Origin of the sequence: Bacteriovorax sp. BSW11_IV (assembly GCF_000447755.1) — a bacterium.
Lineage (GTDB): Bacteria > Bdellovibrionota > Bacteriovoracia > Bacteriovoracales > Bacteriovoracaceae > BSW11-IV.
In genome coordinates this window covers 1-23,443 of record NZ_AUNE01000047.1, presented here as the reverse complement: position 1 = coordinate 23,443, position 23,443 = coordinate 1, and the positions used below count along the sequence as shown (strand labels likewise).

The window sequence follows — 23,443 nt, the reverse complement described above, 5'->3', positions numbered from 1 at the left end:
TAATGTTTGCCAAAAGACTTGTGAAATCTGAGGTTTTAATGGGTTAACGCAATGATTCCTGCGGGGCTAGCCAAGGTTTAGGCGCGCAATCACCTTTTCGAGCTCGATGTGGGTGACGGGTTTTGGGATGAAGTCCTGCATGCCGGCACTGAAGCAGCGCTCGCGATCCTCGGAGAAAACGTTGGCGGTCATGGCGATGATTGGAGGAGCGGCGTTGCCGTATTTTTCTAAGATGGCCTTGGTGGCGCTGATGCCGTCCATTTGCGGCATTTGAATGTCCATCAAAATAAAGTCAAAAGACTCGCGCTCTAAAATATTGAGAGCGTCAAGGCCGTCAAAGGCAAAGACGGCGACGTGGCCTAATTTTTCGAGCATCATCTTTGCAATTTTTTGGTTGATCTCATTGTCCTCGGCCACGAGGATTTTGTAGCTCTTACTTGCAAACTCTTCGACAGGAAAGATGAGATCCTGCGCATCCTCGATCGCTGAATCGATATATTCAAGAGGCACCTCAAACGTAAACGTTGAGCCCTCGCCCACCTTACTTTTAAAATAAACTTTTCCACCCATTAAGGCCGCAAGCTTCGAAGAAATCGCAAGGCCCAGCCCCGTACCGCCAAATTCGCGCGTGATTGATGAGTCGCCTTGAGAGAATGTTTTGAAAATTTTCTCTGCGCCCTCTTCGCTAATACCAATTCCCGTATCTTTCACATCAATGCGAACTCCAGCGCCTGCACCTTCAATTAAAATTGGCGATACTTGAACCGATACGCCGCCCACCTTTGTAAACTTCACTCCATTACTGACAAGATTTAAAATGATTTGGCGAATGCGAACGGCATCACCCACCACAACGTTAGGACAGTGCTCGTCGAAATTTACCGAGAGAGAAATCTTTTTTCTTTGGGCCTCGAAGCTAAAAAGAGAAGCGATCTCATTAATAGTCTCGCGCAATTTAAACTCTTCTTTTAAAAGCTCGAGTTTGCCCGATTCGATTTTACTAAAATCGAGGACATCATTTAAAATCGCCATTAGCCCATCACCGCTGGATTTGATTGTCTTAATCATATCGAGCTGATCCTCAGAAAGTTTTGTGTCCATCAAAAGGCCGACCATTCCAAGAATGCCGTGCATAGGCGTTCTGATCTCGTGGCTCATATTGGCCAAGAACTCTGACTTGGCCTTTGAGGCCATCTCCGCGCGATCGCGGGCCTCTTTTAAAACAAGTTCGTGTTCTATTTGTGAAGTAATATCCCAGTTTACACCATTCATTCGCTTGGCCTTGCCCGCTTCATCAAAGTAAACTTTCGCCACACCTCTAACATGTCTAATCTCGCCATTCGCTCTCACGACTCTGAAGCGGCAGTCGTATGGGCGAAGACCGACGAGAACATCATCGAGTAAAGATTTTATTCGAGGCAAATCTTCTGGATGTAGACGATTTTCCCAATCAAGATAGCGAAGATCTTGTACACCCTTTTGCACATCATAAATTTCATACATGTGATCGGTCCAACTCACTTCATTGACATCGATATCCCAATCCCACACTCCGATGCCCGAGCTTGTGATCGCAAGATCAAGGCGCTCTTTTTCATCGCGCACCTTTTGCTCAAGTTCTCTTTGAGGTGTGATATCGCGAATGGTACTAATGACAAGACTTGGGTCCTCACTATTTCCTTCAAAGTATGGGGCCGAGTTCACCATGAGCCAGCGCCTCTCATCGTTTACACTAACGATGGCATTGCGAGTAGGCGTGCGAGATAGAAGAGCTTTCATAGAGGGAAATTCATTGGGTTCAAGCCATTCACCAGAAATATTTTTCACCCGCCATGAGCCATCGAAAGCATTTGCACCCAATAATCTATCAGGCGCCTTACTTAAAAGTATCTCGGCAGACTTATTGCACTTAACCATTGTGCCCTTACTGTCTTGAACGACAAGGCCATCGATCATGTGATTTAAAATTGTCTCAAAGAAATCTCTTTGTTTGATGATTTCATCATTCTTATTTTTGATTTCCTCTGCGCTTTGAAATGTCGTACGACGCAGGCGTAGCCCAAAGATGATGGCAAATAAGATACTGATGAGAATAACGATGCCGACAAAAAATAATGTATTAAATTTTTGCTCTAAAAAACCGTCTTCTTTTGCTAGCTCTAAACGACGACCAGCTCTGTGAACATCTCTGAAAGTTAAATGTTGAACGGCAATATTATTGGCAATGATGCCGGCCTTAACGTGGGTAATGGCGGCCTTTTCAATTTCACCTTTGTCGATGAGATCAAAAACTTCATGGGTATACATTTCAATTTCACCGATAGTCTTTTTGATTTCGGTGAAATATTTTTCCGCCTCATTTTTTCTGTAACCATCTTGAAAAAGATCGGCCGTGGTATCAAGGTCATTTTTAACTTGTTGCAGTTCGACGGCAAAGTCTTTTCTAATATTGCCGACATTTTTTGAAATGATCGCGTGATTGCTCATTAAGCGCAAGCTAGAAATTTGGCGCACAATATGATCGACGCGCTGGAAGCGGGACATGCGTACTTCTTGATCGACGTATTTTGATTTGCCAAGCCAGATAGTACTGCTCGCTTCATACAGAACGTACAAAACCAACAGTGTATTAAATCCTGCGAGCAGAAAATACACAACATAGACTTGTGTTTTTTTAATCATACTACTTAACCAAAAGTTCTATTTGGTTCTAAGTACCTTTGCATTGGCCATAAGGCCAGGATTCATGAGACCTGTATGGAATTGCAATTGGCCTGAGAACTTTAGGTCATCATAAACTTTCTGGGCCACACCGAGAAGCGAATTTTCGAAGTGTCTAAACACTTCTACTCCACTAGGGCGCTCGATAAGGGCCTCAGCGAAGAATTCATCTCTTTCTTTGAAAATATTAATCGAAATCGAATTTTTCGATTGGTGTATTTTAAGCTTCGTAAAAAAAAGGTTTTCAAAGACAGCTACTTCATTTTCTGTTGGCCTAATGCCATAGAACTTTACTTTTTCTTTAAGTTTAAAAAGGTCGTTGTAAGCGTTAATCATCCTAATCACCTCTACAATAACCATAGCCCCTAATTCATCAATGTCAAGCGCAAGGGGCTAAGTTCAAGAAATCTTGTTAAAAATGGGATTTCTTGCCACAATAATAATTAGGGAAAACACTATTCAAGGATTGCAAGTGGTAGAGAGAAAGAAATGGAGTTCTAGTATATTATTCATTATGGCCTGTGTTGGTTCAGCGGTTGGACTTGGAAATATATGGAAATTTCCCTATATCACTTATGAAAACGGCGGTGGAACCTTTGTTCTGGTCTACCTTTTGGCCGTCCTTATTATTGGTATGCCCATCCTTTTGGCCGAGATGCTAATAGGAAGAAACTCTGAGCGCAACGCCTACGATGCCATCGTAAAATTATCAAATCACAATCGTTGGTGGAAACTTGTTGGTGCCCTTTGCTTATTTACGGGTTTTGGGATTCTCTCTTTCTACTCCGTCGTTGCGGGCTGGACAGTGGATTATTTTATCAACGCTCTTCTAGGAAATCTTTCTCATCTTGATTTCACCACAACAGGTCAACACTTTGGCAGCTTCGTTTCTAATCCTGGAAAACAAATTCTTTATCATACAATTTTTATGGCAATGACTTCACTCATTGTTTGGCGAGGAACTAAAGGAATTGAAAAGGCCATCGAAGTTCTTATGCCAGTTCTCGGAGTTCTCATCGTTGTTGTCATGAGTGTGACAGTTTCTAAATACGGCGCGGGTGATACGCTGAATTTTCTCTTTGATATTGATCTTTCAAAAATCACGGCCCATGCAATCCTAGAGGCCATGGGTCACGCGTTTTTCACTCTCTCTGTCGGTATGGGAACGATGATCGTATACGGTTCTTACTTTCCAAAAAAGAACTCTCTGTTAAAGGCCACATTATGGATTGGTGTTCTTGATACTATTTTTGCACTGATGGCGTGCCTTATGATTTATCCCATTATATTTGGTACGAAAATGGAAGTGCGCGAGTCGGCCTCTATTTTGTTTACAACTCTCTCGGTAGAGCTTCAGCATCTTCCGTTTGGAAATTATATTTGTGCTGTTTTTTATCTTCTAATCGCCTTTGCTGCTCTTAGTTCGACAATCTCACTACTAGAGCCAGTGACGGCCTTTTTCATTGAAAACAGAAATATGTCGCGCGCTAAGGCAACACTTGTTTCAGGGGGATCTATTTGGTTTCTTGGAGTTTTTTGTGCGCTTTCTAATGGTGGTAGTGAGTTTATTTCTAAACTTAAAATTATGGATCATCTTGATTACATCACATCAAATTGGACGCTTCCTCTTGGCGGGATTTTATTGGCCATTTTTTGCGCTTATGTCATTTCAAATGACGAGAAGGCCCGTGAACTTAACGTTTCAAAAGACAGTATGCTGTTCAAAAGTTGGAATTTCTTACTTAAAATCGTGGCCCCGACACTTGTGCTCATTGTCATGATCTATAGAATATTCAACTCTTAACGCCATGCTCAGGGCAAATTTGCCATGAAATAATTACAAAGTCTGACATTAGTAGACGGGTAATATTTACCATGGAATTATCGTTTCCTCGGAATTGGAAGGAGAAACACGATGAAAAAATGGATTTTAGCAATTGCCCTACTTGCAACGAATGCAATGGCCTATGAAGTGCACCAAGAAAATGCGGCCACAGGTGTTTACATTATTGATGGAGACATCCCTCTACTTCACCCTTCTCAAAAATTTGATTTCATTCAATCAAACGAAGACAAACTAATCGTTGATACTGTTGATGGTGTTTACGATATTTGGAACAAGTTTGACAGAATGAACCTTACATACTGTGTTTCTGATGAATTCGGAAAAAATAAAGCTGCTACAGTAGCTGCATTCAAACAAGCTACTAAAGATTGGATGGAAGCTGCTAACGTACGTTTTGAATATGTTGCTTCTGAAGATGACAACTGTACAACTTCAAACAACAACGTAATGTTCAACGTTGCTCCAGCTTTCGGTGAAAGATACCTTGCAAGAGCTTTCTTCCCGAACTACCCAAGAGAATATAGAGACGTTCTAGTTAACGACGATTCATACGAGTACAATGCAAAAGCACTTGCTGGTTTTATCCGTCACGAACTTGGTCACGTTCTAGGTTTCAGACACGAGCACATCTCTAAAGATTCTGAGCGTGTTTGTGATGAAGATGAAAACTTCAAGCCACTAACGAAGTACGATTCAGCTTCAGTTATGCACTACCCTCAATGTGGTGGAACTGGAAATATCATGAATCTTGCAATCACTGAGTTCGATAAAGAAGGTGCTCAGGTTGTTTATCCATTCTAAGAAAAACATCGTTTAAAATAAAAAAGCTCCCAATCGGGAGCTTTTTTTTATTTATTTTCAAGACAATTAAGAATTGTATCTACAAATTTCGTCCAAGGTTGAGCTTGCTCTTGGTAAGCGAAGTAAACTTGCATATAAAATGCAGATGGAGCGTACTGCTCATTTGAACAAAGCTCAGCACTATAAGCTTCATAAGCACGAGCACTATTTTCGGCAAGGGCCGTTAGTTGTGCTTGGAAGTCAGCTTGAAGAGACATGGCCTTAGAAATTTTCCCAAGTGAGCTAAATTCACATTTTCCATAAAAAGCATCATGATAAAGCGTATAGATATTATCACTCCCCTGTGCTTCTAATTTCTTATTGATCTCATCAACAAGAAGTTGAAAGCCAGATTCAGCTTTTTGTTTTGCTTGGGCAGAAGCACTTGCCATTTCAAGACATGTGTTTGCTTTAGCAACTACGTTTAATCCTAGAACCAATACTAAAAATAAAATACAATTTTTCATTCGAACAACTCACTACAACTTATGGCCACTTTTGCATTTTTTGCAACGATGGCGTTTTTTAATCTTAATCTGTTCAATCTCAGTATTAAATGCCCTGCTTTCGTGGCCAAATCAAGAGAGCATATTTTACTTAAATAGGCCGATTGTATGTTTATGGCCGTCACTTTTGAACTCATACTATAAAATTCGTATCGCTCAAGCGCTTCTGCAAGAGAAGCAAGTTGATTGCGTAAAATTTCACTACATTCTTCGTCTTTGATCTCTTCATATTTATAATTCATATTTCTTGAGGCGTTCACTGCAAGAAAATAGTGAGTATTTGCAATCTTCAACATATCAACGCACTCAGATGTATTCTGATCAGCATTAACTTTAAAACTCAATAGAACGAAAAGTGCTATTACTCTAAATGTCATTCACATAATCCCGAAAATGAATTTCGACAAATTTACATTGATGTGAAATTCAAAGATAGAACTTGTGAACTAATTTCACACTTTTTGACTATCTAAGTCTAAAGAATGTGTACGCATCATCTGGATTTAATTGGAATGCACACGCTCCCAATTCCATTAGAAATAATTTCATGACTTCTGTCTTATCGAGTTTTAATTCGCGCTCAAGATAAAGGAAAAGCTCTTGTTCGGCCTTGCGAATAATCTCACCATATTCAGAGTCTTTGATTCTCTCACTGACATAGAAAAGAAAAACGTGAGGCATCTCTTTAACTTTCGTAAGAATCATATGCATGCGCTCTTCTACACCCATTTTGCGATCATGATTGGAATTGAAGAACAATTCCAACATAAAAAGAACCGCCTCTTGGAGGATCTGTTCTTTTTCTTTTCCCATGTAGTAATAAATAAGTGAGCGAGTCACACCGGAGTGTTTTGAAATATCTGAAAGAGACCATTTCATATGGCCTTTAATCAATTCGTAATAAAGTACGCTATCGCAAATCTTAAAATAGACCTGCTCTTTTTTTGAAAGTTCAATCATATGACTAGGGAGTATAGTAAAAATTGAGCTTTAAACAAGAATCAATGAAAAAAGTTCATTCGATTTGGGGAAAAAGAGAGGAAGGCACGCCTCGCCTTCCCCCCCATAGGAGATCATTCAGCTGTCGCGAAGTGGAGTTCGTGCGCCGAAATACTTGAAATACTTGGACCACTCTTGGCCAGCTCCTCAACATCTTTAACGAGCTTTCCTAAGTAGAAATGCCCTGGAAATTGCTTTTGAAGTGGAACCAAAAGGTTTTTGGCATGAAGAAATGATTTTTTGGCCATTTCTTTATCCCCTAAGAAGTACTGAGAAACGCCGAGAGCTTCCATTACTTGAGACTGCTCAAAAGTGTGAAGTCCTGCATAGGTGCCGTAGTAAATTTCTTCGAGTTCTTCTTTCGCTCTTTCAATGTAGCGAAGATCATTTGTTTTTGCATAAAGATGAATCGCTAATTTTGAAATCATAATTGATGTGGGAAAGTCACTCACATCATCAAGGCCCGCCGATGACTTGGCCTTTTCAAGATGAGATAGAGATTCCTTTAGGCCCTCAACACTGTCGCCTTTGTCTGTGTAAGCGAAATAGGCCATGGTGTAATCGTGAAGTGATTGCACGAAATTTGGGTGTTGTGCTTTGAGATCACTTTGCGCCTCGACAGTATCAATAAAAGAGTAGAAATCTTTGTGCTTTGGATTGAAGTCAACTTTAAGGCCTACAAAGTTTGTTAAATTTGTTGGATAGCTATTTCCTACAGAAAACCAAAACTCTTTATTTTTAACATCCATAACGTGAGACATGGATGTATAAACTTTGGATACAGTACGGCCAAAAGAGCGTAGCCCTTGGTAATAATCCGTGTGTCCAGAGAGAAGCTCCACTCCCCAATTCACATCAATAGCACCTTTATCTTTTTCAAGAGTCGACTCAACTAAAGACAACCTAGCGCGCGATTCAAGTGATTTGTTGATTGAATATTCAAAGTTATCTTTTTTCGTATCTGGGTGGATGAAATGATTCGATTGGCCCATGTGGCCTTTCACTCTTTTTGCAACACGAACAACGTCACCAGAGATTTCAATTGAAGCGGCCTCTCCTGTCTTAGCATCACTTACCAGAAATGACCACGCTCCAAAACTTCCATACTTTTTAACAAGCCATAGTGCCTCGTCAATAGATTTGGCTTCTTTTAAAACTTTGTTAGCGAGATAAGGCGCAGTGAGGGCCTGTTTTCTTTTGAAGAGCTTGCCGTTAAATGGTTTTAGATCCAATTGTAGTGGATAAAGAGTACGGTAATTAGTCGTTCTTAGCTCATGAGTAGAAATACTAATGCCGGCCTCATTCATGCCCGAGATTCCTCCAGAATAATGAAGGCCGGCCGTAGACATTCCCATATAAGTCACACCATAGCTTGGTGTATGACGTAAGATAACCGGATACTTTTCGAATACACCTAAAAAGCCTGTATCAAAATTTCTCCCATGGAGGTGGCGCTCATTATTTGTGTAGTCCTTGCTGGCCACAAATCCCGTACACCCTCTTTTCATATTTTTAAGTGGACTCGCCAATTTTTTAAGAAGGCCCTTGGCCGCACCAGCGCTCAAATGAAGTCCACATTTAGAAAATAGATTTAGAGTCGCTTGTGTTTTATTTTGTTCCATTTCAAGCATCAGAGCATCAACAAATCCAGAGAGCTCGACCATGAGTGAGGCCTCGATGATTTCATCATCACTTACTTTAACCCCACTGGCGCGAACACCTTTAGCAAGAGCTCTAAATTCGCTTATGAGATCATCTGTCACACTTCTTTTATAGCGACTCATAATACATGAATAAACGCTTTCAAATTGAGCACGCTCTTTTTTTGGCATCTTCTCTAATGAAGAATCTCTGCGATCAAGAACTGATTGTAAAACACCCTTTCTCACTAGCGGGGCCAAGAATTTTCCATGATAATAGGCCAATGACTCCATTGGACCGTGAATATCAAGAAGGTGAAATTCTTTACCTTCAATTGTACAAATAGAGTGCGTCTGTTTCCCTTCCTGATTGGCCACACGACACTCTGATGATTCTGCTACCGGAATGATTGCGGCAACCATTAGGGCGATGATGATATAGCGTAACATATTTAACCTCTCCACAAATTAAAATGAACTCAAAGCTGAACTTAATCCCAACAATATAAAAATGGGTCCAAGCACAGCTTTTATTTTTGCTAAATTATTATTAATAAATTCACTTTTTTTCTGGGCCATTTTTCCCAGAAGAATCAAAGTTCCCATTACTCCACTTAAAAAGAAAAAGGCCAAAAGAAGTAAACTTCCTACACTCAAGTTTGGCCCATAGCCTTTTTCCACAGAGATGATTAGTCCCATATAGAAAATAAGAAGCGTAGGATTCATGACAGAAATGGCAAAAACATTAAAGAATCGAATCGGAAATCTCGTCGAACTTTGCTTCGAGCTCTTATAAGTTTTGTAGCCAAAAATAATTAGAAAGGCCGAGAAGATGAGAGTCAGCACGACTTCCAATTGATGAGATAGTGAAAGAACACCAATCGCTCTTAAGGCCAAGGCGATGGCCATATAAATCACTTCAGCTAAAAGAAGTCCCATAAGGGCCTTGTACCCTCTTTTTTCTCCTTTAAGGGCGAATGCACTAACAATGCTCATTCCACTTGGTCCAAGGGGAAGCGTTGAGGCAACCCCAAGGACAACTGCTAGGATATAGGCCATTGGAGTCAACATTATAGACCCCCAAGGCTTGGCAGAAGTTCAGGAAAAGTTTGTGAGATAAAACCGTTAAAAGTTTCAGGACATGGAAATACGGTTTTCATCTTAAATTGACCACGATCTTTATTGGCGTTGAAATAATCTTTCAAATAAAGAGATGACACAATTTTTACCACTGGCATTGCAATAATATCGTCTTCTCTGCAATCAGCGTAGTCAGGATTTTTGATAGCGAGAATTTCATCAAGGGCCTGGGCCACGCTCTTTTCGTCTTTGTCTGTTAACTCATCTGAAAAAATTGTCCACTGATAAACAGGAGTTCCCGCAACATTTGATGGACACAGAAAATAGTGGTCAACGTTTACAACAAGCTTTTTATTAAGCTCTAAAATTGAATCCAGAACTTGTTCATCACTTGTTTTTTCTGCAGCAAGATTAATCCCACTGCCCATGCGTCCAAGTACTTCGAAAGTCATGATTGGTGAAACTGATTTAATTCTTATGATATCTTTCATCGTGTAATTGATAAGTCCGTTAGGACCACTTGTATTAACATAGTACGATTTTCCTTCTGCTATTTCGCCGATCCCCATTGTTGATGAAAGATCATCTATATCTGTGAAAGAGAAAATCATATCTGGGTGAAATGCATAAACTTGCTTTTCGTCACGAGCGTTATTTATTCCAACACCAAGGGGTGCTTCAGTTGAAGCGTAAATTCCAAAATAGTTTAGTTTTTTCCCAACAAGAGCATTGAGCTTGTCACGGTATTGATCGATGGGAGTTGCTCCATAGATCACGGTATCAAGATTTGGCCATACTTCTTTGATTTCATTCTTTCCCGTTTTAGCAAGAACGTACTCAAAGATTGAAATAAGGTATGAAGGAATCCCTGAGGCCACACGAATATCTTGTGGAATAACTTGCTCAGTAAGCTTTTCAAGTTTCTTATCCCAATTTTCAATGGCAAGAATATCATTTGTAGGGAATGTTACTTTTTTTAGAGCATAAGGCGTTTGTGAACTTAAGATTCCAGAAATATAACCGTAGCTAACACCATTAAGTTCATACGTCTCAGGATTAGAGCCGTAAGTTAATCTTGGGGAATTCACAAGATCAATACCTTCTACAAGTTCATTAACAACTGAAGCGAGAAGTTGTTGTGACTCTTTGAATGTTGCAATCATTTGACGATTATAAGGAATCTTCTTTGAATCTTTTCCACTCGTTCCAGAAGTTAGACCGAAGTAAAGTGGATTGTTATTGAACATCACCTTTTTTTGGCCATTAATAAGTGAGTCTACATAAGGTTTAAATTCATCGTAACCACGAACTGCAATTTTTGTAACGAAGTCTTCATATGATTCAATATTGTTAAGGCCTAGGTCTTCGAAGATTTCAGTTCCCACCAAAGATGATTTTAGAACTTCAAAATTCTTTCTTTGAACAGCAACTAATTCAGACTGAGACAAAGCTACTTTCTTGTATTTATTTTTCAAAATCCTCTTAGAAACTATTCTCTTAATCGCTTTCATAAAATTCCTCCACAAAATTTATCAATGAGGAGGTTCTAGCAACCTAAGCGAATATTCGCATCACAAGTGCTCGACAGAAATTGGGAGCTTTTGTCAAAAGGGCCCCTTTTTGACGAAGATCCATTTTTTCTGTCAATAAAAGCCAGAAGTGTTTTATTATTTCAAAGACTTAAAGGCCGTCACAATTATGAAAGTCTCTATAATTTTTACTGACTCCCCCCTGTTTGCCCCCTTAAATGACTACAATGACCTATGACTAAAACCATCGCACTTCTAACGATTTTAATTTCAACCATGACTTTTGCAGAGGAAATCTGTCCTATTAATGAGGGTGTTGTTCGCAACGTCTTTTATAATAAAGACGACATCTCTAAAGAAGTGGCCTGTGCAAAAGGAAGTGCTATTGCAAAACTTCTTCAAGCTGCCGCAGATAGTTTTCAAGATGCTCCTGAAGTTTCTGTGCATCTTATTAATGAATTTGATAATGCCAGTTACGATAATGGATCATTGATTAAAGTACCTGTGCGTTTTTACTCTCTTACTCAAAACAATCTTATAGAATATAAAGAGCAAAAAGATCTTGATGCTATTATCTTGCATGAATATGGACATGCCATTTTGGCCAATGAGCTAGCAAAGACTTGGGAAAATTTTAATTTCTATAATCGCTTAGGTCATAAGATTTCTGATTTAAAACAACAGGCCTTTGTTAAAGACTCGAAGTATTTACAAGAACAAATCAAACGTGCTGAAAAAGATTTAATGGGACCTCGTGCAATGAGGACTTTCACAAAAGCGATCACTCCCTTTCAAGAACTCTTTGCTGATGTTTTAAGTACATTTATTATGAATGATAAAAGTGCTATTACTCATGCCATTGAAACAAGTGATGATAACGAGATGATTACACAAATCTATCGCACACGTGATTTCAATCAAGTTGAAGTAGATTTAATAGGCCCTATGATCAATTCTCATGGTCACTTCTATAAAGTAAGGCAATATATTGGAAATTCATTTTGGCCAAAAAATCTTATGGATCGTAAGGAAAAATTAAATATTCTTTTACGCTTATTTTCACTGGAAACTCAAAACGCATTTTACTACACTTACTTTATGGAAGATCTAGATGTTGATAATAGCGAGCTAATTGAAAGAATTCAGGAGCTCGTTTCTCAAGGTGACCACATATAATTGGCTCCTCCTTAAGTTTCTCTAGATAAGCTTAATATTTCACTTAAACTTTCAACTAGTTGATGACTAACATTTTCTAAAGTTTCTCCGATTTGGTCTTTAAACAAATTCTCATTACAATTATTTAATGAGAAAAATACAATTTTTGACTATGACCTTAACCATGAGAAGAAGCGATGGAAGATTTTGAAAAAGAATTTAAGCTCAATACCCTTGCCGAACTTTCTGACTTATTTATCGAGCTAAACGACATCATTAGACGTAGAGCTTGGGAAGATTTCACCAATGAAGATATCGATAATGTTTTTCGTATCGTTCATAGTGTAAAAGGAAATAGCAAGGCCTGTGAACTCAATGAAATTGCCGACATTTCTCATACCTTTGAAAATCTTCTTATTCAGGCCCGTGACGGGGAAACTCCTTATACAAAACATTTTCATGAAATCACTCTAGAATATTGTGATCGTACTCAAGAGGCCGTGGAGTTCTTAGAAAAAGATTTATCGCATCCACTCAACTTTTCTTCTATTGAAAATATGATTGAAAAATACCACTTCCACCCAGAAGAAACTCATAAACCTTCTGCTTCTCATCATAGGCCCCATGAATTGAGCCGAGGGCTTGCTGAAATAAACGTTCTTGTAGTTGATGATGATCCCGATGTGGCAGAGATTTTAGAAGTCATTTTAAAGCGAGGCTTCAAAGCTAATATCACTGTCGCGGCCAATGGTGAAGATGCCCTAATCATGTGTGCGCAAACAGAATTTCACATCATTCTTTGTGATTTTAAAATGCCTATTATGAACGGTGGTGAATTTATCTATCATCTTCGACACAAGAGTAATACGAACAAAAAAACTCCAGTTTTATTCATAAGTGGATATAAACCACAGCTTTCGCCCGAGCAAATTACTTGGGAAGATGTCTTCTTTTTAGAGAAGCCGTTTAGTGAATCTAAAATTCTCTACTACGCTAGATGTGGGTTGGAATTAAAAGAGGCAAAACTTTTTTCTGAAGCTGTTTGAAAAAAACTGATACAATACTCTGTAGTCATTTTTTGAAAAAGAGTTTTCATGAGTTATAAGCATCTCGACGCATTTTTTGATCAAGCAGACATCTTCTACGTTGTTTGTGACCAGATGGGAAATATCATTGAAGTTAATGAGGCCCTATGTAATCTCCTTCAATGCGATCAAGAAAGATTAAAAAAAGATGGTCCCTTCCCTTTTCTTCATCCAGATGATGTCGAAAGTTCAAAAAATATTTTCACAACTTTATTTGCGAAGAAATCTAAAAATGAAAGAGTCATCCATCGAGTGATTTCGGCCAAAGGCCAGATCAAATATATTTCATGGGTTTTATCTCACTTCGAAGATGATAATATCTGTGTGGGAGTTGGTCGCGATTTTACAAAGTCTTCAGTATCAGAAAGTCTTTATAAGCAAACGCAAACTCTTGGAAAGATCGGTAGCTGGCAATACGATGTCGTTCACGACGAGCTAACTTGGAGTGAAGAGACATACAATATCTACGAGCTCTCAACAAAAGGTCAAATTAGCCTAAAACGTATGAGGAACTTCTTTCGCGAAGAGTCCCTCAATCTCTTTGACCAATGTATGGATGAGGCCTTAAGCAAGGCCGCTACATTTGATTATGAATTCGATATTATTTCTGGAAAATTTAGACCCGCTAAGATGCGCATGATTGGTCACTGTGAAGTTCACGACGGTAAGGTCTATCGCATTTTTGGAACGATTCACGATATTACTGACTTTAGACAAATTGAAAGAAAGGCCAGTGACTACCAAGAGGCCATTGATAAGTCCTCTATTGTCTCTATTGCCGATCGCCAAGGGACAATCACTCACGTAAATCAAAAGTTCTGCGAACTCTCTGGCTATACATATGAAGAACTTGTTGGCCAAGATCATAAGGTTCTTTCATCGAAGTACCACTCAAATAGTTTTTGGCACAATATGTGGTACAAAATTAACAATGGCGAGATCTGGACAGGTGAAATTAAAAATAGGGCCAAAGATGGTTCTTACTTTTGGCTTCACACGACAATCGTTCCTTTTAAAAACGCCGTAGGTCGCATCTATCAATTCGTCTCAATTCGCTATGATATCACTGAGACAAAAAAACTAAACGAAGAGATCCTCGTTTCACAAAAGCTTAGTTCTATCGGAGAAGTTTCGGCCCAGATTATCCACGAAGTGATGAATCCCCTTTCGATTATTTCTTTAAGCTTAGATGAACTTCAATTACAAGTTGAAGACGTCAATGATGGTTCACAACAATTTGTGAGAATTGAATCCCTTCTTGAAAATATTAATGTCAACTACGGCAGAATCGAAGAGATCTTTGACAATATGAGATCAGTTCTGGCCAATAATGCCGTTGATAAAATAGCCCCAACGAATTTGAAAAAAGTCTTAGAGAGAACACTAACTCTCATTCATACAAAACTGAAAAGTAAAAAAATCAAACTCGACTACTCTGCCCTTGATGAGACGCACTTGGCCTATAGTAATGATTCTGACATGTCACAGATATTTTTAAATATGCTCAATAACTCAAGTGATGCTGTCAGTGAGTTTCAAGATCGTTGGATTCATATTGATTCTAAAAAAGAAGATAATGATATTGTGATTACCTTCTCTGACTCTGGTCCAGGGATTCCTGATGATATTGCGGCAAGAATCTTTGATACTCTTTTTACAACAAAGGGTGATAAGCGAGGAACAGGGCTAGGAATGGGAATTTGTCGCAAGCTTATTGAGAAGGCTGGTGGCTCAATTATTCTCGACACCAAGGCCCCAAATACGACTTTTGTGATTCGTCTTAGGGCCTCAACCTAGATTTAATTCTTCTTAAAAGAGTGGACTATTGATTTTAATAAATCCAGAGTTCACTCTTCCATAGTCTTCATCGTTAATTGTTGAAAAAATGACTTCCACATCAACTGGTGCCAAATATCCTACTAAAGTCTTCATTCTAGCACCTAAATAATACGATTGAATCGTATCATTAGTTTTCAATTTATTTTTCACGACTAAATAATTTGCTCTCGCATAATCAGTTCCTGCAATGACATCCACTTCTTTTATGAAACCTGGAAAAAGATCATACCCGCGATATGGTTTGAGAACATTGAAGTAAAATTTGGCCCTTGTTGTCCATAATTCATTTCCAAAAAGATCTGAATAATCAAGACCGTAGAATGAGTACAGATTCTGATTATAACCCCCGCCATATAGGATACCGTGACGATTTGTTTTCTTATCAAGGTGACCGTAAGTTCCTTCGATATCGATTTTCAGACTTGGCAAGGGCCCTAGATTGAATTTTGAGTAAAGCTCATAGCCTCTATAAGACTTATAATTATCTTGTTTTCTTTGAAAAGCTGAAATCAAAAAGCTCCCCTCTTGAACGAGGTCTTGAGCAAGATAGGGTCTAACTACACCTCTTGCAAAAACTCCCACATCGTGACTTTTTCCATTGTCAAAATTATCGTTGCGTGAGCTGTAAGAAAGCTGAACTCCAGGGGTAAGGTCAATGTGAACAAACTCAAAATCATACCCAAGTTTTACATTGGTACTTTCTTCTGAGTTTTCTTTTGCAGATAGTGAGTTGTCATAGAATTTTTTACTATAATCAATACTTGTCCACCAAGAATTCGGAATATAGGTATAAGAGAGCCCTGGGGCCCATTTTTCTATATCATAGTAGTATGAAAGATTCGCTCCAAATAAATGTCTATCGAGGGGATCATTAAAAGTTGTAAAGATAGAAATTGAATCGAGTGTATCTGTGCCGGCATTACCATAGAACATCCAGTAATGTGGCCAGAAATACTTATAGGGAGCATAGTTTTGTTGTGAATCAATGGCCTCAGTGAAATCAGATTTCGAAAAATTTAAAATTTCTCTTCCATCTTCACTTGGCACAAGATTTTTAATTTCTAAACAAAAGTTTTCTTTTTTATAAATTTTCGTAGGATCGCTTTTTAAAAGCATATAAAGATCGTTACCATCGACACGAGATTCAACAATTTCACTTATCCACGATTCTAAGTGTCCAATTGAAAGATCCATTTTTCTTAAATCAATGGCCTCGATTTCACCATCTTTCTTACCAAGAACAATTGTGGCGTCGCAATTAAAAAGGAAGCGTGAATCGGAAATATGCAGAGGAATCAGAGTTTTTGATGCCATGGAATAGATTTTCCACTCACTAATTTCCTCTTGTGCTCCAGTTAAGAAATTCGCTTTAAATAAAAAGAAAGTTTTGTCATCAAATTGCAAAGGAATGATTTGTTCATAATGAACAAAGGGCTCGTCTTTATACAAAACATTGTCCCCTTCATTTATCGTCCAAACATTGTCATTATAGTTGAAAGTAATAAATCTATTATTTTCAATCTCAAAAACCGCCTTGGACTCTCCTTTTGCTAGAATTATTCTTTCATTTTGACCAAGGACAAGACGCTTACTATCAGTTCTCATTTCTTCAAGAGCGGTATAAATCACACTCTTTTGTTTTTTAGAATAATCTGTGGCCCTTTCGATATTTTCAATATCATATTTCACGAGCTCTTTTGTGTGATGGGCCTCGCTTAAGATATTTTTGTAATAGTATTTATCGTCTTTTGAAATGAAGTGCACATTGCCTTCAATCACTTCAAATCCAGACTGCCAAACTGGAAATTTCTCTTTTACATTTATTTGAGTGAGTGAACTATAAGGATTTTTTTCACTTTTAGCGTATTGTTCAACAAAATGCTGTCTAAATTCTTTAAAATTGTCAGAGGCCTTTTGCCCAGTACACTTGAAGAAAGAGTGATTGAGCATAAAAACAAATTGAGATGAGTTATCAAAAATCAAACATTGAATTGTTCCAGGTTTTTTCTGTTCTAAATAATCTAAGAAAAATCCTCCTGTCCAATATGCGTATTGCCCATTTGGATACTCGCCAGGAGCATCCAAACAATCTATTGTTTGACAGTAATTGTTATCAAGCATACGAGCAGCAAGTTCCAATTTCATCAAATCATTTTTAAGGCGCCCATAGGGAGTGAAGAAACTTTCGGCCCATGTTGCCACACCTTCAGTAAACCAACGCGGAGTGACCCCTCCTAACTTTCCAATTGATCCAAAAGTATCTTTCAAAAACTTCAGAACCCCACGAGTTTGATCAAGGTGAACCATATGAGTGAATTCGTGGATAACAAGGGCACGAATGGGATCGTTATTGCGAGATAAATGCTCCATTGCTCTAGGTGTTGTTACAAAGAGCTCCATCACATTGGCCGGAAAAACTGTTGCGGAGCCATTGGAGATTGTTGCGTCGCTATCAAGTACGATATGGGTGGCCTCAGAAGGTGCATATTGGAAATAGTCGACAATTTTAGGCGCATCTTCTTTTAAAATTGCAAAAACACGGGCCACATAATTTTTTTGATCACTATCAGCATGGGCCTTGAAACTAAGAGTTCCATAGTTTGTTTCCACTTCAAGATTATATGTTTGAATATTTTTTGCTGAGGTAGGGATTGAATTAAAAACAAGAAGAGCAAGGGCCCAGTACTTGAGCTTTTTGGGCAAGAATAAGAACATTTGTATTCCTTTTCACAGAGGGCATTTTTCTAGTATAATCATATATTAATGATACATAATTTTTGATATCTTGGTAATAATCAAACTCATTGAGGAGAATCTATGAAGAATTTGAAACCATTTGCTCTAACAATTTTGTTAACTGCTGCTCTTTCTCTAACAGGATGTAGCTCAACTCAGAAAAAAGGCGATGAATCAGCTGCTGCTGGTCAATCTACAGATATGGGTGCAGTAAATGACGGTCTTAGTATCGAACTTAACGCTGATAGCGACTCTGGAAAAGCTGGAAGCCTAAGAACTGTATATTTCGACTTCAACTCTGCAACTCTTAGATCTGATACAAGAGAAGCCCTTGAAGCTAACGCATCTTTTCTTAAAGCAAACCCAACTGTAGAAGTACAAGTTGAAGGTCACTGTGATGAAAGAGGTGGAGTTCAGTTCAACCTTGCTCTTGGAGAAAAAAGAGCTTCTGCTGTTAAGGATTACCTAGTAGCTATGGGTGTTGAAGGAAAAAGAATTACAACGATCTCTTTTGGTAAAATGAGACCAGTTGCTTTCGGTCACGCTGAAGATGCTTGGTCACAAAACAGAAGAGGAAACTTCGTAGTTACAGCTAAATAATAATGCTTAAATACTTTAGTTTTCTATTTATCGTATTACTTATGGGCTGTGGTCTTGCGACCACACGCCCTAAGCTTGAAATGAATCTTGCCCAGGCCGCTTTCTTGGCCGCAAAAGAATCTAACGCTCAAACTTTAGCTCCAGGTCCCTATAGAAAGGCCGAGTATTATTACATCAAGGCGATGTCTAGTTATCGCAGAAAATATTTCAATAAGGCGAAACAATACGCTATCCTATCTAAGAAGTTTTCTGAAAAAGCAGAAAGCACGGCCATTCGCAAGAAGGCCTTAGAAAATTTATAATTATCTATTCTGGGAGATCATCCAATGAGAAAACAAAGCTCACTTGTTTTCCTTCTATCAATGACTGCACTATTAGGTGCTGGTTGTAAAACACAAGAACAAATTAAAAGAGAACAGCTTGTCGATAATCTCTCTATGCAAATGGTAGAAAGTCAAAAATTGACAGCAGATACCTCAGTAAGAATGCAACAAATTGAAGAGCGACTAGGACTTGTCACTGGTCAAATTGAAGAGACTGGGCAAACATCGCGCCAGCACATCAATGATGTTGTAAAAAATCTTCAAGAAAGAATTTTAGTTCTAGAGGAATCAAATAAAACATATAAAGAGCTTTTAACAAGTATCCAATCAAAGCTTGGAGATCAGGACAAATACATCAAAGAAGTCCTCGCCTCTCTTTCTAAAATTTCAGGAACCACACCTTCAAAAAAAAAAGTAAGTAAAAGTCCATACGATATTGCCATCGCCAACTACCGCGATGGTAAATATGCCCAGGCCAAACCCCAATTAATCGCACTTCTCGATTCTAAAAAATTCAAAGGATCAGAGCGCGCTTCTCTAATCCATAATTTGGGGATGATCGCTTATTTTGAAAAGAACGATAAAGATGCGATGGTCTATTTTGGCCGTCTTTTCACAGAACACCCTGAGTCGGGTTATAATGGGAACGGATTATTTTTCTTGGCAAAAGTTTTCGAAAGAGCAGGAAAATCTGCTGAAGCGAAACAAACTCTTGAAGAGCTAGTGGCCAAGTATCCAAAACATAGAAAGGCCAAGGAGGCACAGGCCCTTCTCAAAAAATAAGGTGAAAAATGAATAAGCAAAAAAGAAGGATTCTTTTTGGTTTAGCTGCTCTGTTTACCCTTGGTGGTTGTAATTCTTTTATTGAAAAAATCGACGATGGCCCAACTGTCATCGTCGAAAAAGAAGGAAAACCCCTATCCATTGTTTTCTCACACAATATAAATGGAGAAACCCATCCTTGTGGCTGCCGTCACCATCCTCTTGGTGGACTACCTCAAGTTGCTGGTCAGATTGCAAAATTACAAGAATCATCTAATGTGATCTATGTGGATAGTGGGGATTTATTCTTCCCTTCTTCTGTCCTGCCAAAATCAATTATTAAATCTAAAACTTTCGCCGCTAGAAATTTAGCGAAAGGACTATCACAAATTGGACTTAAATATGTTACTCCGGGTGATCAGGACTTTGCTCTGGGGTTTGATTTTCTAAAAGAGATGGCAAAAGAGAATAAGTTTGAATTCCTTGTGGCCAATCTTAGAGATGAATCATTTCCTCATAAAAAATGGGTCAAAATTAAAAATGGGGCCCTGACTGTTTATTTAACAGGTTTTGTAGAACCAAAAATTCTTGAAAATGAAATTATGAGTCACTTTCTTCCCGCTTCAACTGCTCTTACAGCAGTTTTTAGTGAAATGAAAAAAGATGGCCTAAAAGAAAATGATCCCACCACAAGACTTATTGTCGTAAGTCATGCGGGGATTGAATATGATGAGGCCATGGCCAAACAATTTCCTCAAATCGATTGGGTGATTGGTGCCCACTCTCAAAGCTTTTTAAGAGAGCCTAATGTCGTTGGAAAAACAAAAATGGGTCAAGTCCTCTCAAGAAACCACTATCTTGGAGAAATCCGTCTTGAGGCCGATCCAAAGAAAGATGGCTACGAAATTCATGAAATGAGAGATGAAGTAGCAAAACTTTTAGCGGACAATCCTTACTATGGATTTATTGATTCCCACAAAGAAAAGCTCCAAAGCTTACAAATTGAAGAGCAAAACGAACAATTCGCAGGAGCTACAACGGTTAGAAAATTTGAGCCGGCCAGTTCATGTCTTGATTGCCATAGCGATCAACATAAGTTTTGGCAGGAAACTCCCCACTCTGTAGCTTTTGCCACTCTTATAAAGGCCAATGAGCACTTTAATACGGATTGTATCAAATGCCATAGCGTGGGATTATTCGATCCTAGAGGTTACAGTAAGGCCTCTGAAATCGTAGATTTCAACGATGTAAGTGCAGATCAAGTCGAGGCCCATCGCAAGGCCTATTGGGCAGAAGTTAATAAGGCCTTTAAAAATACAGGTTCGATTCGCGAAATGAAAAAAGACGAATTGAAAAAGCTCTCTGTGACTTGGCAAGAAACTGATAAGAAGTATGGGGTCGCCCATAATTTTGCAAATGTGCAGTGTATGAATTGCCACGATGTCCACAGTGAACACCCATTTAGTAGTAATCCTGTGAAGCTCACAGATAAGCAAAGAGCTGAGAAAATTAAATCAAGTTGTTTAAATTGTCACGATCCTGATCAGTCCCCTGAATGGTATGATAAAGATGAGAAGGGCCTTGCAAGAAAGCTTAACGAAGATAGATTTCAAGTTCATTACAAAAAAGTTTCTTGTCCAACATATTCAGAATAAAAAAAAGGTACCTTGAAGGTACCTTTTTTATTTCAACTTTTCTTTTACAAACTCAATCAATTCTTTTTTCTTAAAAGGCTTAGTGAAGTGTCCATCAAAACCTTCATCTGAGTAGCGATCCAACTGTTCTTTGAAGACGTTGGCCGTAAATGCGTAGATCGGCAGTCTTGGCAGATTATTATCTAGCTCATTTTTACGGATATGTTTAAGGGCCTGAATCCCATCCATTTCTGGCATCTGAACATCCATAAAGACCATATCGTAACTATTTTCATTAACCATATTCAGTGCATCTTGTCCGTTTTCTGCGAAATCAATATTGAGATTTAACTTAGATAAGAAAAGCTCCATAAGCTTTCTGTTACTCTCCTCATCATCAGCAATTAACACTTTTTTTCCAATATATGATTCTGGCTCTTCTGACACTTGAGCGACATTATCTGCATTAAGATCTTCTTCTACTTTCTCAAACGGCAGAGTGAAAATAAAATTCGCGCCTTCGCCATAAACAGATTCTGCCCATATTTTCCCATCCATTAGATGAACGAGCTGCTTACAGATTGAAAGACCTAGACCTGTTCCCCCAAATTTTCTACCAATAGAGCTGTCAGCTTGGCTAAAACGATCGAAGATAACTTCTAAATGAGATGGTTTTAATCCAATACCCGTATCTCTAACTTCAAATCTCACCCATTGTAGATTGTTATGGTCATCAACTTTTGTGATAACAATTTTAATCCCACCATGTTCAGTGAATTTAATGGCATTACCAACAAGATTGACAAGAATTTGTCTAAAACGAACCTGGTCACCTTTAACTCTAAAATGCAGACCTTCATCAATGACTGTTTCAATTGAAAGGTTTTTCTCTTTCGCTTGAAAAGTAAATGCATCACTAATTTCTGAAATAACGTCTTTTAATGAAAAGCTTATCATTTCAAGACTAAGTTCTTGAGACTCAATTTTTGAATAGTCCAAGATATCATTAATAATGGCCAGCAAGCTCTCACTTGAATTTAGTGCTGTGGCCGCATAATTTTTTTGATCATCTGAAAGTTCAGATTCTCTAAGAAGTGAAAGGAAACCAATAATAGAAGTTAGAGGAGTTCTAATTTCGTGAGACATTGTCGCAAGGAAATTCCCCTTGGCCTCACTGGCCTTTCTTGCTTCTGCAGTTTTTCTTTCAAGCTCGTCTTTAGTCGCTCTTTCATCGTTTACGTTCAAGGCCATCGTACAAAGAATTTCTTCACTACTTTTGGCCTCAACATCTTCAATACTAAATGTTAAAGTAGTGAAGTAGTCTTTTCCTCTTTTTCCATCAATTGAAATTTCACGCTTAACAATTTGTTTTTCTAAGAGAACTTCTTCATCGATGCTTTCAATTTTTCTTAAATCTTTAATGGCAAAAAGATTTTTAATATTGTCGTTCTTACGAGAATCACTATCAAGGAAGAAGCGATCTCTAAAATCTGTACTGGCCTCAAGAATCTTTCCTTTTTTGTCGCGAACAATAATCGACATGGGCGCGTGACTTAGAATACCTTGGAAAATAAGAGCAAGCTGTCTTACTGGAAATGAGATTTTATTCGATATGATAAAGATAAAGATCATACCGACAAATGAAACGCTGACACCTAAGAGCAAGAGAATAAGATTGTTTTTGAAGAGCTCTCGCTCCACGGCACCGGTTGAGATCCCTACCGCAATGACCCCAGTGATTGAACGGTCAAAACTTCCGCGGTAGGGCATGATCATTTCTTTAATATACAGATCATTACAACACTTTCTATAGCGAGTGTAGTAATCACTATCACTCACCTTCTTTAAGAGAAAACTTTGAAGATCATCAAAGCTAATATTTTCATTAATTGTCTCATCAACACTCTTTGCAATCGGCTCCCCATTATTATCGACAATAATAACGTAAAGAAGATCTTGTTCTCTTCTAAGGAGCTGTTCAGTGAAAATTTGAGCGTGGTATTTACCTGAGAAACTTATTCTAGAAATTGAAAGAGACAGAACATTCGTAATACTGCGAGCAAGTCTGTCCTCTGAATCGTGAATAACTTTTTTGAAAAGAAGAGAGCCAGAAGAAAGTATCAACGAGATAATAACAAAGAGAAGAAT

Annotated in this window: 19 protein-coding genes; 9 read left to right on the top strand and 10 right to left on the bottom strand. The window is 38.4% G+C overall.

Annotated elements, in window-relative coordinates; genetic code table 11:
* Positions 1-66: 66 nt before the first annotated feature.
* Together M899_RS17920 and M899_RS13295 are read right to left on the bottom strand one after the other, a co-directional pair.
* Positions 67-2,682 carry an ATP-binding protein gene (locus M899_RS17920; RefSeq protein ID WP_052610354.1) on the bottom strand — a complete coding sequence of 872 codons (2,616 nt, stop codon included), beginning with the start codon at positions 2,680-2,682 and terminating at the stop codon, positions 67-69.
* Positions 2,683-2,700: 18 nt separating this feature from the next.
* Entirely contained in the window at positions 2,701-3,057 is a 357-nt protein-coding gene (locus M899_RS13295; protein ID WP_021271975.1) for a hypothetical protein, read from the bottom strand.
* A gap of 136 nt (positions 3,058-3,193) precedes the next feature.
* On the opposite strand from M899_RS13295, the gene M899_RS13290 reads away from it, so the two are divergent.
* Positions 3,194-4,525 carry a sodium-dependent transporter gene (locus M899_RS13290; RefSeq protein ID WP_021272006.1) on the top strand — a complete coding sequence of 444 codons (1,332 nt, stop codon included), beginning with the start codon at positions 3,194-3,196 and terminating at the stop codon, positions 4,523-4,525.
* 111 nt (positions 4,526-4,636) lie between these two features.
* Positions 4,637-5,368, top strand: coding sequence for a M57 family metalloprotease (locus M899_RS13285; RefSeq protein ID WP_021271995.1), 732 nt, complete (start codon positions 4,637-4,639; stop codon positions 5,366-5,368).
* Positions 5,369-5,415: 47 nt separating this feature from the next.
* On the opposite strand, the gene M899_RS13280 is transcribed toward M899_RS13285, so the two are convergent.
* The 6 genes from M899_RS13280 to M899_RS13255 form a co-directional block, all read right to left on the bottom strand.
* Positions 5,416-5,874, bottom strand: coding sequence for a hypothetical protein (locus M899_RS13280; protein ID WP_021271989.1), 459 nt, complete (start codon positions 5,872-5,874; stop codon positions 5,416-5,418).
* A complete protein-coding gene (locus M899_RS13275) occupies positions 5,871-6,290 on the bottom strand; it encodes a hypothetical protein (protein ID WP_021272014.1) in 420 nt (139 codons plus the stop codon). Before M899_RS13275 ends, M899_RS13280 begins: the two co-directional genes overlap by 4 nt.
* Before the next feature lie 88 nt (positions 6,291-6,378).
* Positions 6,379-6,873: a TetR/AcrR family transcriptional regulator gene (locus M899_RS13270; protein WP_021271997.1), complete on the bottom strand. Its 495-nt coding sequence runs from the start codon at positions 6,871-6,873 to the stop codon at positions 6,379-6,381.
* A 113-nt stretch (positions 6,874-6,986) separates the two neighbouring features.
* Positions 6,987-9,002, bottom strand: a complete 2,016-nt coding sequence (locus M899_RS13265; protein WP_021271981.1) for an acyl-CoA--6-aminopenicillanic acid acyltransferase — start codon at positions 9,000-9,002, stop codon at positions 6,987-6,989.
* Between the two features lie 18 nt (positions 9,003-9,020).
* Positions 9,021-9,623, bottom strand: coding sequence for a LysE family transporter (locus tag M899_RS13260; RefSeq protein ID WP_021272007.1), 603 nt, complete (start codon positions 9,621-9,623; stop codon positions 9,021-9,023).
* Positions 9,623-11,143, bottom strand: coding sequence for a GH3 family domain-containing protein (locus tag M899_RS13255; protein WP_021272001.1), 1,521 nt, complete (start codon positions 11,141-11,143; stop codon positions 9,623-9,625). The genes M899_RS13260 and M899_RS13255 overlap by 1 nt, the downstream gene beginning before the upstream one ends.
* Before the next feature lie 252 nt (positions 11,144-11,395).
* Between M899_RS13255 and M899_RS13250 the strand changes: the two genes are divergently transcribed.
* The 3 genes from M899_RS13250 to M899_RS13240 all read left to right on the top strand — a co-directional run bounded on the left by M899_RS13250 (position 11,396) and on the right by M899_RS13240 (position 15,198).
* Complete coding sequence (locus M899_RS13250; RefSeq protein ID WP_021271988.1) at positions 11,396-12,337, top strand: hypothetical protein; 942 nt, start codon at positions 11,396-11,398, stop codon at positions 12,335-12,337.
* A gap of 176 nt (positions 12,338-12,513) precedes the next feature.
* Entirely contained in the window at positions 12,514-13,362 is an 849-nt protein-coding gene (locus M899_RS13245; protein WP_021272015.1) for a response regulator, read from the top strand.
* A 48-nt stretch (positions 13,363-13,410) separates the two neighbouring features.
* On the top strand, positions 13,411-15,198 hold the full coding sequence (locus tag M899_RS13240; protein ID WP_021271982.1) for a PAS domain-containing sensor histidine kinase: 1,788 nt from the start codon (positions 13,411-13,413) through the stop codon (positions 15,196-15,198).
* 12 nt (positions 15,199-15,210) lie between these two features.
* Here M899_RS13240 and M899_RS13235 read toward each other — a convergent pair whose 3' ends face one another.
* The gene (locus M899_RS13235; protein ID WP_021272010.1) at positions 15,211-17,955 is read right to left on the bottom strand and encodes a peptidase MA; all 2,745 of its coding nucleotides are present in this window, start codon (positions 17,953-17,955) and stop codon (positions 15,211-15,213) included.
* Between the two features lie 102 nt (positions 17,956-18,057).
* On the opposite strand from M899_RS13235, the gene pal reads away from it, so the two are divergent.
* Genes pal through M899_RS13215 form a run of 4 tightly spaced genes read left to right on the top strand, consistent with a single transcriptional unit; the run spans position 18,058 to position 21,316 of the window.
* Positions 18,058-18,576 (top strand): peptidoglycan-associated lipoprotein Pal, encoded by a 519-nt coding sequence (gene pal, locus M899_RS13230; RefSeq protein WP_021272013.1) that lies wholly within the window; start codon positions 18,058-18,060, stop codon positions 18,574-18,576.
* 2 nt (positions 18,577-18,578) lie between these two features.
* Positions 18,579-18,878 (top strand): DUF4398 domain-containing protein, encoded by a 300-nt coding sequence (locus M899_RS13225; RefSeq protein ID WP_034729436.1) that lies wholly within the window; start codon positions 18,579-18,581, stop codon positions 18,876-18,878.
* Positions 18,879-18,902: 24 nt separating this feature from the next.
* A complete protein-coding gene (locus M899_RS13220; protein ID WP_021271974.1) occupies positions 18,903-19,682 on the top strand; it encodes a tetratricopeptide repeat protein in 780 nt (259 codons plus the stop codon).
* Between the two features lie 8 nt (positions 19,683-19,690).
* On the top strand, positions 19,691-21,316 hold the full coding sequence (locus M899_RS13215; protein WP_021272003.1) for a multiheme c-type cytochrome: 1,626 nt from the start codon (positions 19,691-19,693) through the stop codon (positions 21,314-21,316).
* Positions 21,317-21,343: 27 nt separating this feature from the next.
* Here M899_RS13215 and M899_RS17915 read toward each other — a convergent pair.
* Positions 21,344-23,443 (bottom strand): ATP-binding protein (locus tag M899_RS17915; protein ID WP_021272009.1); only part of this gene is annotated, 2,100 nt, incomplete at its 5' end.